This is a genomic window from Lysobacter sp. OAE881 (assembly GCF_040546665.1).
GTDB classification, from domain to species: Bacteria; Pseudomonadota; Gammaproteobacteria; order Xanthomonadales; family Xanthomonadaceae; genus Lysobacter_J; species Lysobacter_J soli.
Window position 1 is genome coordinate 2,007,304 of sequence record NZ_JBEPOG010000001.1, and the last position, 12,249, is coordinate 2,019,552.

At 66.8% G+C, this 12,249-nt stretch carries 14 protein-coding genes; 6 read left to right on the forward strand and 8 right to left on the reverse strand.

The genetic code is table 11. The annotated features are described in order from the left end of the window. Nucleotides 1–15: 15 nt before the first annotated feature. From ABIE51_RS09300 to ykgO, 8 genes are all read right to left on the reverse strand, one after another. On the reverse strand, nucleotides 16–1,221 hold the full coding sequence (locus ABIE51_RS09300; RefSeq protein WP_192630499.1) for a TraB/GumN family protein: 1,206 nt from the start codon (nucleotides 1,219–1,221) through the stop codon (nucleotides 16–18). Between the two features lie 151 nt (nucleotides 1,222–1,372). Further along, nucleotides 1,373–2,158 (reverse strand): alpha/beta hydrolase, encoded by a 786-nt coding sequence (locus tag ABIE51_RS09305; protein ID WP_354503911.1) that lies wholly within the window; start codon nucleotides 2,156–2,158, stop codon nucleotides 1,373–1,375. Nucleotides 2,159–2,324: 166 nt separating this feature from the next. Next, entirely contained in the window at nucleotides 2,325–2,819 is a 495-nt protein-coding gene (locus ABIE51_RS09310; RefSeq protein WP_354503913.1) for a TetR/AcrR family transcriptional regulator, read from the reverse strand. A 179-nt stretch (nucleotides 2,820–2,998) separates the two neighbouring features. Next, nucleotides 2,999–3,556, reverse strand: a complete 558-nt coding sequence (locus tag ABIE51_RS09315) for a GNAT family N-acetyltransferase (RefSeq protein WP_115840519.1) — start codon at nucleotides 3,554–3,556, stop codon at nucleotides 2,999–3,001. Between the two features lie 189 nt (nucleotides 3,557–3,745). Continuing rightward, nucleotides 3,746–4,633, reverse strand: a complete 888-nt coding sequence (locus tag ABIE51_RS09320) for a carbon-nitrogen hydrolase (protein WP_157029981.1) — start codon at nucleotides 4,631–4,633, stop codon at nucleotides 3,746–3,748. 129 nt (nucleotides 4,634–4,762) lie between these two features. Continuing rightward, nucleotides 4,763–5,815, reverse strand: a complete 1,053-nt coding sequence (locus tag ABIE51_RS09325; RefSeq protein WP_192630501.1) for an agmatine deiminase family protein — start codon at nucleotides 5,813–5,815, stop codon at nucleotides 4,763–4,765. 4 nt (nucleotides 5,816–5,819) lie between these two features. Further along, on the reverse strand, nucleotides 5,820–6,149 hold the full coding sequence (locus ABIE51_RS09330) for a hypothetical protein (RefSeq protein ID WP_115840515.1): 330 nt from the start codon (nucleotides 6,147–6,149) through the stop codon (nucleotides 5,820–5,822). Nucleotides 6,150–6,366: 217 nt separating this feature from the next. Continuing rightward, complete coding sequence (ykgO, locus tag ABIE51_RS09335; protein WP_010342887.1) at nucleotides 6,367–6,492, reverse strand: type B 50S ribosomal protein L36; 126 nt, start codon at nucleotides 6,490–6,492, stop codon at nucleotides 6,367–6,369. A 202-nt stretch (nucleotides 6,493–6,694) separates the two neighbouring features. On the opposite strand from ykgO, the gene cmk reads away from it, so the two are divergent. The 6 genes from cmk (at nucleotide 6,695) to ABIE51_RS09365 (ending at nucleotide 12,239) form a co-directional block, all read left to right on the forward strand. After that, nucleotides 6,695–7,387, forward strand: coding sequence for a (d)CMP kinase (cmk, locus tag ABIE51_RS09340; protein WP_192630502.1), 693 nt, complete (start codon nucleotides 6,695–6,697; stop codon nucleotides 7,385–7,387). Between the two features lie 194 nt (nucleotides 7,388–7,581). Further along, complete coding sequence (gene rpsA / locus ABIE51_RS09345) at nucleotides 7,582–9,270, forward strand: 30S ribosomal protein S1 (protein ID WP_115840513.1); 1,689 nt, start codon at nucleotides 7,582–7,584, stop codon at nucleotides 9,268–9,270. A gap of 144 nt (nucleotides 9,271–9,414) precedes the next feature. Continuing rightward, the gene (locus ABIE51_RS09350) at nucleotides 9,415–9,717 is read left to right on the forward strand and encodes an integration host factor subunit beta (protein ID WP_115840512.1); all 303 of its coding nucleotides are present in this window, start codon (nucleotides 9,415–9,417) and stop codon (nucleotides 9,715–9,717) included. A 104-nt stretch (nucleotides 9,718–9,821) separates the two neighbouring features. Continuing rightward, nucleotides 9,822–10,085, forward strand: a complete 264-nt coding sequence (locus ABIE51_RS09355) for a lipopolysaccharide assembly protein LapA domain-containing protein (protein WP_192630503.1) — start codon at nucleotides 9,822–9,824, stop codon at nucleotides 10,083–10,085. Between the two features lie 3 nt (nucleotides 10,086–10,088). Then, nucleotides 10,089–11,267: a lipopolysaccharide assembly protein LapB gene (lapB, locus tag ABIE51_RS09360; RefSeq protein ID WP_192630504.1), complete on the forward strand. Its 1,179-nt coding sequence runs from the start codon at nucleotides 10,089–10,091 to the stop codon at nucleotides 11,265–11,267. 3 nt (nucleotides 11,268–11,270) lie between these two features. After that, nucleotides 11,271–12,239: an MraY family glycosyltransferase gene (locus ABIE51_RS09365; RefSeq protein WP_192630505.1), complete on the forward strand. Its 969-nt coding sequence runs from the start codon at nucleotides 11,271–11,273 to the stop codon at nucleotides 12,237–12,239. Nucleotides 12,240–12,249: the final 10 nt, after the last annotated feature.

A 12,249-nucleotide genomic window follows, 5' to 3' on the forward strand; every position in this document is an offset into this window, starting at 1 on the left:
CGATTTGCCCAACGATCAGTGCAACAGCCGCCCGCCGATGCGGAACAGGCCCGTCCAGGCGCCGATCATCGACCCCAGGTTGGTGAGCAGGAACGTCAGCAACACGCGCGCCACGCGGTTGCGGTACCAGCCGCGGACGGTCTGCACGTCGTCGCGCAGCGACATGAAATCGGCGTAGGTCGGCTTGCGGATGCGCGCTTCGGTCAGCGCGCTGAACGTGCCGGTCGGCACGCCCAGGCGGAACGGCTTGAGCGGTGCGAACATGGCGGCCGTGAGGATGCTCAGCGGATGCGCCGTCGCCAGCGCGCAGCCCAGTGCGGCGAAACCGGCGGTGCACACGACCCATTGCAGCAGCAGGTCCGCGCCCATCGCGAAACCGCCGCGCCAGATGCCGACGCCGATGGCGGCGACGATGAACGCGACGATGGCGATGCCCAGCCATGGCGTCTTGCTCTTCTTGCGAACCGTTTCGAGTTCGGTGCGGATCGCTTCCGGATCGCGCGTTTCCTCGCGCAGGTGACGCGCGAGGCCTTGCAGGTGTCCCGCGCCGACGACGGCCAGCACTTCGCGCGCGTCGCCATGCGTCTCGCGCAGGCGCGCGGCCATGTAGCGATCGCGTTCGGCGATGACGGCTTCGTACAGCTCGGGGCTGTCGCTGGCGAACTCGCTGAAGCTCGATTCGAGCATGTCGCCCTGCTTGAGCTTCTCGATGTCCGCCTCGCCGACTTCCTCGTCCACGAACAGCGCGGTCATCAGCCCGGCGCCGAGCTTGATCCGGCCCCAGAACCCGAGCCCCGCGCTGGCGCGACGGAAGGTCAGGCCGACGTCGCGATCGATGAGGTGCACCGGCAGGTCGCGCTGGCGCGCTTCGAGCACGGCGCGCTTGAGTTCGGCACCGGGCTCGACGTCGAGCTGTTCGGCCAGCCGGCGCTGGTATGCGGCCAGCGCGAGGTTGGCGGCGAACAGGGCCGTCTTGCCCTTGCGGATGACCTCGACCAGGTCCATGCGCGCCATCGCGTCCGGATCGGTCAACGCCGTCAGGCGCTGCGGATCCAGTTCGACCGCGACCGCATCGAACGCGCCACTGCCGACGGCGTCGCGCACCGCTTCCACGCTCGCCTGCGACACGTGCGCCGTGCCGAGCAGCGTGTAGCGCACGCCGTCGCGTTCGACGATCGCGTGCGGCTGGCGTTCGAGCAGGGCCTGCAGCGACTCAGACATCGAGGCGCCCTTCGACGGAAACGGACGGTGCAGCGTGGATCGGCATGGAGCGGGGAGTCCTGCAGCAAGACGGCGCCCGCAGGCGCCGTCGTGGGAAATCGGTTGCAGGAAGCTTAGGGCCTGACCGGGGACGGGGCAATGAACGCCCGTCTCATGCGATGCCGAACGGCAGGTTCGGGGACGACACCGCACGTTCGCCGACGGTTTCGCCGCGCAGGAACCGCATCACCGACGCGATGACCGCCTCGTCGTCGAGCACGCGCCGGTGACCGAGCCCGCGCGTGGTCAGGAGGCGCGAGTCGGGCCAGTAACGCGCGTAACGCTCGCCTTCCGACCACGGCACGTCGCGATCTTCGAGGTCATGCACGATCAGCGCAGGACGGCCGATCACCGGCGCGGTGCGGTGCGCCTGCTGTTCGTCGAAGCTCATGCCGATGCGGCTTTCGAAATACTTGAACATGCGCTGCGTCAGGGTCTGGCCGATCCACAGCAGGTCGGCGAAGCGCTCGGCGGCGGCGACGGGATCGGCCGCAGGCGCGATCAGTACCGCACGCTCGGCCTTGAGGCCACGCGAAAGCGCATTGGCCGTCGCCGCGCCGCCGAGCGAATGCCCGATCACGACCGCCGCCGGGCCGAAGTGTTCGCCCACGGCCATCAGGTGGCGGGTGAAGCAGGGCAGGGTCGCGCGTTCGCCCGGACTGCGGCCATGCGCCGGCTGGTCGAAGGCGACCACGGCATAGCCCGCCGCCCGCACCCGCGGCAACCAGGCCCCGACGCGTGTGCCATGGCTCGACCAGCCGTGCGCGAACAGCACGTAGGGCTGGTGCTTCGGGTCGCCCCAGACGTAGGCGGTGATCGGGTGCCCGTCGACGGCGACGCTCTCCTCGCGCGCATCGAAAGTCGGAGCCGCGAGGGCACGACTGCGGGAAGAGGGCATCGGCGTGCAGAAGATCCGCGCGGCGCGGGCGACCGCACGCCGAGGCGCGACGAGGCCGCCGATCGCGAACCACAGGCGGAGTCCGTAGAGGGCGAAGAGCTTACGAACGGTCGTGCTAATTTTGGCGATGAGCGGGTACACGGTGGATCCCTCCGTGGGGGTGGAGTCAGGCGTCGGGGGCGATGGCGCTGGGCGCGTAGGAACGGAACAGCCGCTCCATCGCGCGTCGGCCGCGATCGGCGGCGGTGTCGAAGCCGAACAGGCCGGCGTCGTGGTGGACGATCAGGGCGAGGGCGTACAGCTCGAAGGCCATCTGGTCCGGATCGGTGTCGCCGGCCAGCTCGCCGGTTTCGACGGCGAGCGTGATGGCGCGGGCGATTTCCTGGCGCCAGCGGAGGTCGTGCGCGACCAGACGATCGCGCAACGGGCCGGGGCGGTCGTCGTACTCGCTGGCGGCGCTCAGCAGCAGGCAGCTGCCTTCGGACTGGCGGACCCAGTCGTACCAGGCTTCCAGGATGGCGCGAAGGCGGGCCAGGCCGCGCGGATGCTTCAGCGCCGGGCGAAGCACGTGATCGACGAACCGCACGCCGGCTTCGTCCAGCACGGCCATCTGAAGGTCTTCGCGCGAGCCGAAATGCGCGAACACGCCACTCTTCGACATTCCTACGGCTTGGGCAAGGGGGCCGATCGACAGGCCTTCCAGACCCGCCGCGCAGGCGATCCCATAAGCCCGGTCGATGATGGCTTCGCGGGTGGCTGCACCCTTGCTGGTGGCGGTCAGAGCGTTCACGGCTGAGAAAATAGCACGGCCGTTCGTTTTATTCGGACCGTTCGTCGGTTTCAGACCGGATCGGACTCGTCGCCCTGTCCGAGCGCCAACTGCATCTGGACCGTGTCCAGCCACCGCCCGTGCTTGCGGCCGAGGCCCTGGAACACGCCGACGGTCCTGAAGCCCAGCTTCTCGTGCAGGGCGATCGAGGCGGTGTTCGTGACGTCCCCGACGACGGCGACCATCTGTCGCAGGCCAAGCGCGGTGCAATCGTCGATCAGTCGCTGCAGCAGCGCGCGTCCGATGCCCTGGCCGACGAAGTCCGGATGCACGTAGACCGTGTCCTCGACGGTCCATCGATACCCCTCGCGCGTGCGGTACGTGCTGGCGTAGGCGTAGCCCGCGAAGCGGCCGCCGCGTTCGGCGACAAGATAGGGATAGCCCTGCGCGACCACTGCCTGCCAGCGGCGGGTCATCTCCGCCTCGTCGGGCTCGTCGTACTCGTAGGTCGCGACGTGATCGCGGACTTCCTGCGCATACAGCGCGGTGATCGCGGAAAGATCGGTGGCGACGGCGCTGCGAAGGTGCAGCGCGGATGGGGTCGCAGCGGGGGCGGTTGGCGTTGGCATGGCCCAAGCGTAACCGCGGCCATGGCTTGCGTCGCTGGTCGCGAACCGGCTTTGACGTCATCCCCGCGAAGGCGGGGATCCAACCCTGCATGCATCACGCCCGACGTAAGACGTGATGCCTCGGACCGATGGATTCCCGCCTGCGCGGGAATGACGGCTCAGCGACGGTGCCCCGGCGCTCGCTAGAACTCAATCCCGATAACGCTTCAGCAGATCGCCGTAAGCATCAATGCGACGGTCACGCAGGAACGGCCAGATGCGGCGCACGTGTTCGCTGCGTTCCATGTCGACTTCGGCCATCAGGATTTCCGGAGCGTCGGTCTTCGCTTCGGCCAGGAATTCGCCTTGCGGCCCCAGCACGTGGCTGCTGCCCCAGAACTGGATGCCCGACGCGCCGAGCGGCGAAGGCTCATGGCCGACGCGATTGCAGCTGAGCACCGGCAGGCCGTTCGCGACGGCATGGCCGCGGTGGCTCAGGATCCACGCGTTGCGCTGGCGGTCCTTCTCGGCCTGCTGGTCGTCCGGGTCCCAGCCGATGGCGGTGGGGTACAGCAGCAGTTCCGCGCCGGCCAGCGCCATCAGGCGCGCACCTTCGGGGTACCACTGGTCCCAGCACACCATCACACCGAGGCGGCCGACGGACGTGTTGATGGGCTCGAAGCCGATGTCGCCCGGCGTGAAGTAGAACTTCTCGTAGAAGCCCGGATCGTCCGGGATGTGCATCTTGCGGTACTTGCCCGCGACGCTGCCGTCGGCTTCGAAGACGACCGCGGTGTTGTGGTACAGGCCGGTCGCGCGCTTTTCGAACAGCGAGCTCACCAGCACGACGCCATGCTTCCTGGCGAGCGGCGCGAGCCGTTCGGTGCTCGGGCCGGGAATGGTTTCGGCGAGGTCGAACTCGCACACGTCCTCGTGCTGGCAGAAGTACGGGCCGTTGTGCAGTTCCTGCAGCAGCACAAGCTTCGCGCCCTGCCGGGCGGCCTCGGCCACGCGCTGTTCGATCACCGCAAGGTTCGCTTCGGCGTCGCCGTGGTTGCGCTCCTGGATCAGCGCGACGGGGAGGGTGGTCTTCTTCATCGTGGTCCGGAATCTGGATGCGCGCGAACAGCGCGGGACGGCCTGCAATTGTAGGCCGCGTGCATGACGCGAATGTCGCGTCGCTGGAACGGTGCGGACGGCGGGGCCGTCCGCGGAGTCATCCGGCGCTCAGGCCACGACGCCCTGCGGCAACTGCATCGTGATGCAGTGCAGGCTGCCGTTCTGCCAGATGAGCGACCGGCACGGAACCGGAACGATCTCGCGACCCGGGAAGGCGTCGGCCAGGACGGCCTGCGCCTTCGCGTCGGCGTCGTCGCCATACGCGGGCATCAGCACGGCGCCGTTGACGATCAGGAAGTTGGCGTAGCTCGCGGCGAGGCGACGGCCGTCGTCGAGGATCGGCTGCGCCCACGGCAGCGGGAACAGGCGATACGGCTTGCCATCCTTCGTGCGCAGCGCGGCGATCTCGTCGCCCATCGCCTTGAGCTCGGCGTAGTGAGAATCGGATTCGTCGTCGCAGGCCTGGAAAACGATGGCGTCGCCCGGCGCGAAGCGGGCGAGGGTGTCGACGTGGGCGTCGGTGTCGTCGCCTTCCAGGTAGCCGTGGTCGAGCCACAGCACGCGATCCTGCTTCAGCCAGTCGGCCAGCCTGGTCGTCAGTTCTTGGCGCGAGGCATCGGGATGGCGCTCGTGCAGGCACTGCCAGGTGGTCAGCAGCGTGCCGTCGCCGTCGGTGTCGATGGCGCCGCCTTCCAGAGCGAAATCAATGGATTGGCGCGCACTGTTCGAGAAGATTCCCGCTTCCGTGAGGCGCTCGACTAGGAGGTCGTCCTGGCTGGCGTCGAACTTGCCGCCCCAGCCGGTGAAGCGGAAGTCGAGCAGCCGGAATCCATTGCCGTCACGCAGGGTGATCGGACCGGAATCGCGCAGCCAGGTGTCGTCGTAGGGCGCCTCGATGAAGCGCACCTTCGCCATGTCCACGCGTGCGGACGAAAGCCGCGCACGTGCGTACGCCTCCACGTCCTCGTCCGCCACGCACACGATCGCGTCCTGGAAGCGGGTGATCGCCGCGACGAGCGCGATGTAGGTCTCCTCGACCTCGCCCAGGCGGTCGGCCCAGTCGGTATCGGCGTTGGGCCATGCGATCAGGACGGCCGACTGGGGTTCCCACTCGGCAGGAAAGCGTGCGTGCGTGCTCTGGGCGCGGGTGTTCTGGTTCATAGCCTCATCGGATGGGCGGCTTGGGCCCGACTTCCTCGGCGCTGGCCTTGTTGGCCACCGCGTCGATCACCTTGTTCTTCTCGAAGTAGACGGTGAAGGACGGGTAGACCCAGCGGTTGATGGTCGGCCACTGGCGCTTCTGTCCACCTTCGGCGTCCAGCTTCTGCGCGGGCGCGCCGTAGCTGGCTTCCACCTGCGCCATGGTCTGGCCACGCGCGGGCAGGGTTGCCTGGTTTTCTTCCTGGACGCGCTCGACCAGCAGGGTGTCGGCCGAGGCGACACCGGACAGGGCGAGCGCAGCGAACAGCGGAACGGCTTTAACAAGATGCTTCATGGTCAGTCCCCTTCGAGCCCCCTCGTGGTAGTGCGCGATTGTACGCACAACCCCTGATGGCCCGGCAGCGCGCGGCCGTCACGTTTTGGAGGTTTGCGCTCGCCCGAACGGGCCTCGACGCCGGTTCGACGTAGAGGGAAAGCCACAATGCAGAAGGCCGCCCGGGGGCGGCCTCCATACTCGCGTTACGACCCGGCGTGGGACGCCGGAGCGTGGATCAGCGCTGACGCGCCTTGAAACGCGGGTTCGACTTGCAGATCACGAAGACCTTGCCACGGCGGCGAACGACTTTGCAGTCGCGGTGACGGGCCTTCGCCGACTTCAGGGAGGACAGGACCTTCATGACAGACCTCGGCTACAGGTAAATGGGATAACGAACGAAGCCGGCGATTCTAACGGGTAAATTCCCCGTGGATCAAGTGTTTGCGCGCACGAGGCGAAAATTCGCCTGGCGGCTCATGGGCGAGGGCCTGCCTTAGTGAGGCGAGGTGGATGTTTCGACCGCGTTTTCAGGCCTCCCGGCGCCGAGCACGCATAATGCCCGCATGAACAGCCTACACTCCAGTTCCAGCGTTCCCGTCCTCACCATCGACGGTCCTTCCGGCTCCGGCAAGGGCACCATCAGCCGCCTGGTCGCCGCCCGCCAGGGCTGGCATTACCTCGATTCGGGCGCCCTGTACCGCGCCGTCGGCGTCGCGGCGGGGTGGGCCGACCTGGACCTCGCCGATCCCGCATCCCTCGTGCGATGCACTTTCGACACGCAGATCGATTTCCAAGAAGACCCCGTCTCGCGCGAGCTCCGGATCCTGGTGAACGGCCAGGACGCCACCGACGAATTGCGCACGGAAACGGCGGGCGCCGCCGCTTCGGCCATCGCCGCCATCCCCGAGGTCCGGGCCGCCCTGAAGGACCGCCAGCGCGCGTTCCGCCAGGCACCGGGGCTGGTCGCCGACGGCCGTGACATGGGCACGGTGATCTTCCCGGACGCCCCCTACAAGGTCTTTCTGACCGCCAGTGCCGACGAAAGGGCCGAAAGGCGTTATAAGCAGTTGAAAGACAAGGGGGTTTCCGTTAATTTAGACGGTCTGCTGCGGGAGATCCTTGCCCGTGACGCGCGCGATGCCAATCGCGCGGTGGCTCCGTTGAGGCCGGCCGAAGACGCCGTCCGCATCGATACCACCGGCCTCGGCATCGACGACGTGGTCGAACGCGTGCTGGCCTTGTTGCCTGCGCGCTGAGCGCTTCAAGCGGGCGTGTTTCCACCGTAGCAGATCGTGCCATCGCAATCCCGCGATGGTTCAACCACAACACATGGCGCAGTTGCATCGCGCCACACAACGGGTGGGTCGACCACGCGCTGCTTGATGCCTTCTAACTCAGTTAGGCCCTGACAGCCGGTGCGGCCCGTGTGTTCAACCGAGTATTTTTTCCAATGACCGAATCATTTGCCGAACTGTTTGAACAGAGCCAGACCAACCTGGCCAAGCTGAAGCCGGGCGCTATCGTCACCGGCGTCGTCGTGGAAGTCCGCGGCGACGTGGTGGTGATCAACGCCGGCCTGAAGTCGGAAGGCATCGTGCCGATCGAACAGTTCCGGAACGACGCCGGTGAAATCGACGTGGGCGTGGGCGACGAAGTCAAGGTCGCGCTCGACTCGATCGAGAACGGCTTCGGCGAGACCGTCCTGTCGCGCGAGAAGGCCAAGCGCGCCATGGTGTGGGACGAACTCGAGCAGGCGCTCGAGAAGAACGAGACCATCACCGGCCGCATCAGCGGCAAGGTCAAGGGCGGCTTCACCGTCGACATCAAGGACGTGCGCGGCTTCCTGCCGGGCTCGCTGGTCGACGTGCGCCCGGTGCGCGACTCGGCCTACCTCGAAGGCAAGGAACTCGAGTTCAAGCTCATCAAGCTTGATCGCAAGCGCAACAACATCGTCGTCTCCCGCCGTGCGGTGGTCGAGAGCGAGTACAGCGTCGAGCGCGAGCAGCTGCTCGAGAAGCTGCAGGAAGGCGCGATCCTCAAGGGCGTCGTCAAGAACCTCACCGATTACGGTGCGTTCGTCGACCTCGGCGGCATCGACGGCCTGCTGCACATCACCGACATGGCGTGGAAGCGCGTGCGTCACCCGTCCGAAGTCGTGGAAGTCGGCCAGGAGCTGGACGTCCGCGTGCTCAAGTACGACCGCGAGCGCAACCGCGTCAGCCTCGGCCTGAAGCAGCTGGGCGAGGATCCGTGGGACAACATCGCCCGTCGCTACCCGGCCAACACCCGCGTGTTCGGCAAGGTCTCCAACGTCACCGATTACGGCGCGTTCGTCGAGATCGAGCCGGGCGTGGAAGGCCTGGTGCACGTGTCCGAGATGGACTGGACCAACAAGAACGTCAACCCGTCGAAGATCGTGCAGGTCGGCGACGAGGTTCAGGTCATGGTCCTGGACGTCGACGAGGAGCGTCGCCGCATCTCGCTGGGCATGAAGCAGGTCACCAGCAATCCGTGGGAAACCTTCGCCGCCATCCACAAGAAGGGCGACAAGGTGTCGGGCCAGATCAAGTCGATCACGGACTTCGGCATCTTCATCGGCCTGGACGGCGGTATCGATGGGCTGGTGCACCTGTCCGACCTCAGCTGGAACACCACCGGCGAAGACGTGGTCCGCAACTTCAAGAAGGGCGACACGCTGGAAGCCGTCGTCCTGGCCGTGGACCCGGAACGCGAGCGCATCAGCCTGGGCGTCAAGCAGCTTGAGCAGGACCCGATGGGCCAGTACGTGGCGTCCAACGCCAAGGGCTCGATCGTCCGCGGCAAGGTGAAGGAAGTCGACGCCAAGGGCGCGACCATCGAGCTGGACAATGGCGTGGAGGGCTACATCGCCGCCCGCGACATTGCCAAGGAGCGCGTCGAAGACGCTTCCCAGTACCTGAAGGTCGGCCAGGAAGTCGAAGCCAAGATCATCGGCAACGACCGCAAGGGCCGCTCGATGCAGCTGTCGATCAAGGCGAAGGACGAAGCCGAGCAGCAGGAAGCGCTGGCCGACTACAACCGCGCCTCCTCGGAAGCCTCCAGCGGCACCACCAAGCTGGGCGCGCTGCTGCGCGAGCAGCTGGGCAGCAAGTCCGAGTAACAGCCGCTGTAGCGTAGTACCCGAAGGCGGTCCGGCTCGTCCGGGCCGCCTTCGATATGCAAGACCCCGCAACCGCTGCACGTCTCGTGCGGCGGTTTGCGACAAAGAAGCGTGACAACCGGCGCGCCGCCAACCAGAGCCTGCATGACCAAGTCCGAACTCATCGAGATCCTTTCCCAGCGTCAGGCCCACCTGAAGGGCGAGGACGTGGATCTGGCGGTGAAGGCGCTCCTGGAAATGATGGGCGGGTCGCTCGCCACCGGAGAGCGGATCGAAATCCGCGGCTTCGGCAGTTTTTCGTTGCACTACCGTCCGCCGCGCCTGGGTCGCAACCCGAAGACGGGCGAGTCGGTCGCACTGCCCGGCAAGCACGTTCCGCACTTCAAGCCCGGCAAGGAGTTGCGCGAGCGCGTCAGCGGCGTCGTGCCGCTGGAAGAAGCCGACTGATTGCCGGCGACGCATGCGGCGCTACGCGCGCATCGTTGTTCCACTGGACCTGCGAAGAAGGTCCGTTAAGCTAAAGCAGACCACAGCGGCCGATGGAGGCCGTGATGCGCCTGCTCCGTTTCCTGATCGCGATCGCATGCCTTGCGGCTGGCGCCATCATCGGCGCGTTGAACCGCGCTCCGGTCGTGATCGATCTTGGATTCTCGCGGCTGCCGACCAACCTCGGCGTGTCGCTGCTGGTCGCGCTGCTGCTTGGCGTTCTCATCGGCGGCCTTGCGATCAGCGCCAGCGTAGCCCTTCCCATGCGCCGCCGACTGGCGCGCGCCGAACGCACGGGCGCGACGACCGCACCCACTTCCGGACCTTGATGCATGGCTTTCATCAGTGAGTGGTTCTGGTTCTTCCTCCTCCTGCCGATTGCGGCGGTGAGCGGCTGGATCATCGGCCGTCGCGGCGGCGAGCGTCACAGCGACACGCAGGTCAGCCGGCTGTCGACGACGTACTTCCGCGGCCTGAATTACCTGCTCAACGAACAGCCCGACAAGGCGATCGAGTTGTTCCTGCATATCGCCGAACTCGACAAGGACACGTTCGAGACGCAGGTCGCGCTAGGCCATCTGTTCCGCCGACGTGGCGAAGTGGATCGCGCGATCCGCCTGCACCAGGCGCTAGTGCAGCGGCCCGGGCTCAGCGACCAGCAACGCGTGCAGGCGCTGCTCGCGCTGGGCGAGGACTACATGCGTTCGGGCCTGCTCGATCGCGCGGAGACCGTGTTCTCCGATCTGGTCGCGCTCGACATGCGCGCACCGCTCGCACTTCGTCATCTCATCGGCATCTACCAGTCCGAGCGCGACTGGGACAAGGCCATCGAGAACGCCCGCCGTTACGAGGAAGCCACCGGCGAGCCGATGGGCAAGCTCATCGCGCAGTTTGAGTGCGAGCTGGCCGACCGCCATCGTGCCGCGGGCGATACCGATGCGGCGCGCGCCGCGGTCGCGCGCGCGTATGAAGCCGATGCCAACTCCGTTCGCGCGGGCATGATCGAAGGCCGCCTGGAAGTGGACTCGGGCAACGATGCAGGTGCGATCCGTGCATTCGAACGCGTGGCGCGTGTGGATCCCGACTACCTGCCGGAGATCCTGCCGCTGCTGCTCGACTGCTATGCCCGTGTCGGCGATGCGCCTGGCGCGCGCGCGTTCCTGGCCGAGATGACCGAGCACTATCGCGGCATCGCGCCGGTGCTCGCGCTAACACGCATGGTCGAGAGCGAGGAGGGAGTTCCTTCGGCGCGCGCTTATCTCGCACGCCAGTTGAAGGATCGCCCGTCCGTACGCGGCGAAGCGGCGCTGATCGACCTGACGCTTGCCGAAGGCGCCGACCCGGCCGCTACGTTGCACGACCTCAAGCACATCACCGACCAGTTGCTGGTTCGCAACCCGAGCTACCGCTGCAATCGCTGCGGCTTCGGCGCGCGCAGCCATCACTGGCAATGCCCGAGCTGCAAGGAGTGGGGCACGATCAAGCCGCTGCTGAACTACGCGGTGGTCTGACGGATGCTGGAATGGCTGGTGGTGCACTTCTGCATCGGCATTGCGGGCACCTGGCTCGCGCGTCGCTATGCGCTCATGCGGTCGCTGATCGACCAGCCCGGCGAACGTCGCAGCCATAGCGTGGCGACGCCACGCGGTGGCGGCATCGCGATCGTGATCTCGCTGCTGGTGGCGGCTGTCGCACTTGGCGTGCGTCAACCAGAACAGGCGCCGCTGATGCTGGCGTTCGGCGTCGGGCTGCTGATGGTGGCGGGCATCGGCTGGGTGGACGACCATCGGCCGCTGTCGCCGTGGATTCGCTTAGGCGTGCATGTTCTCGCGTCGGCGCTGTTCGCGATGGCGATCGGCGATCTGTACGACTCGATGTGGCTCGGCCTGGCCGCCTTCGTCTCCACGCTGGTGCTGACCAACGTCTGGAACTTCATGGACGGCATCAACGGCCTGGCTGCGAGCCAGGCCCTGATCGCGGCGGTCGGGCTCGCCTGGATCGCGGGTGGCGCCTGGACACTTCTGGCCCTCGCCCTGGCGGCGGCCTGCCTGGGCTTCCTGCCCTTCAATTTTCCGAAGGCTCGCATCTTCATGGGCGACGTCGGCAGCGGGGCGATCGGCTTCGCGCTGGGGGCGCTCTGCGCGATCGCCGGGGCCCGGTCGGGCGAACGATTCGCCATCGTACTGCTGCCGGTATCGGTGTTCCTCGTGGACGCCACCCTGACCCTGTTGCGCCGCCTGTTGCGCGGCGAACGCTGGTGGACACCCCATACCCAGCATGCGTACCAGGCGTGGTCCCGTGCGGCCGGTCACGGTCGCGTAACGGCCTGCTATGCGGCGGTTTCGGCGGTGGTCATAATTGTCGGCTGGGGGGTTCTGGCGCGTGATGCGTTCTTCATCGCCGGTACTGTAATCGCGTGGTATATGTGCTGCGCTTTTTTTTGGCTGGTGCTGCAGAAGAAGTTTCCGGGCGCAGCTTCCTGATTGAATACTT

What these genes read in the sequence shown, in the direction of transcription:
- ABIE51_RS09300 (WP_192630499.1), bottom strand. Translation starts at nt 1,221, where the DNA reads ATGTCTGAGTCGCTGCAGGCCCTGCTCGAACGCCAGCCGCACGCGATC.
- ABIE51_RS09305 (WP_354503911.1), bottom strand. Translation starts at nt 2,158, where the DNA reads ATGCCCTCTTCCCGCAGTCGTGCCCTCGCGGCTCCGACTTTCGATGCG.
- ABIE51_RS09310 (WP_354503913.1), bottom strand. Translation starts at nt 2,819, where the DNA reads ATGTCGAAGAGTGGCGTGTTCGCGCATTTCGGCTCGCGCGAAGACCTT.
- ABIE51_RS09315 (WP_115840519.1), bottom strand. Translation starts at nt 3,556, where the DNA reads ATGCCAACGCCAACCGCCCCCGCTGCGACCCCATCCGCGCTGCACCTT.
- ABIE51_RS09320 (WP_157029981.1), bottom strand. Translation starts at nt 4,633, where the DNA reads ATGAAGAAGACCACCCTCCCCGTCGCGCTGATCCAGGAGCGCAACCAC.
- ABIE51_RS09325 (WP_192630501.1), bottom strand. Translation starts at nt 5,815, where the DNA reads ATGAACCAGAACACCCGCGCCCAGAGCACGCACGCACGCTTTCCTGCC.
- ABIE51_RS09330 (WP_115840515.1), bottom strand. Translation starts at nt 6,149, where the DNA reads ATGAAGCATCTTGTTAAAGCCGTTCCGCTGTTCGCTGCGCTCGCCCTG.
- ykgO (WP_010342887.1), bottom strand. Translation starts at nt 6,492, where the DNA reads ATGAAGGTCCTGTCCTCCCTGAAGTCGGCGAAGGCCCGTCACCGCGAC.
- cmk (WP_192630502.1), top strand. Translation starts at nt 6,695, where the DNA reads ATGAACAGCCTACACTCCAGTTCCAGCGTTCCCGTCCTCACCATCGAC.
- rpsA (WP_115840513.1), top strand. Translation starts at nt 7,582, where the DNA reads ATGACCGAATCATTTGCCGAACTGTTTGAACAGAGCCAGACCAACCTG.
- ABIE51_RS09350 (WP_115840512.1), top strand. Translation starts at nt 9,415, where the DNA reads ATGACCAAGTCCGAACTCATCGAGATCCTTTCCCAGCGTCAGGCCCAC.
- ABIE51_RS09355 (WP_192630503.1), top strand. Translation starts at nt 9,822, where the DNA reads ATGCGCCTGCTCCGTTTCCTGATCGCGATCGCATGCCTTGCGGCTGGC.
- lapB (WP_192630504.1), top strand. Translation starts at nt 10,089, where the DNA reads ATGGCTTTCATCAGTGAGTGGTTCTGGTTCTTCCTCCTCCTGCCGATT.
- ABIE51_RS09365 (WP_192630505.1), top strand. Translation starts at nt 11,271, where the DNA reads ATGCTGGAATGGCTGGTGGTGCACTTCTGCATCGGCATTGCGGGCACC.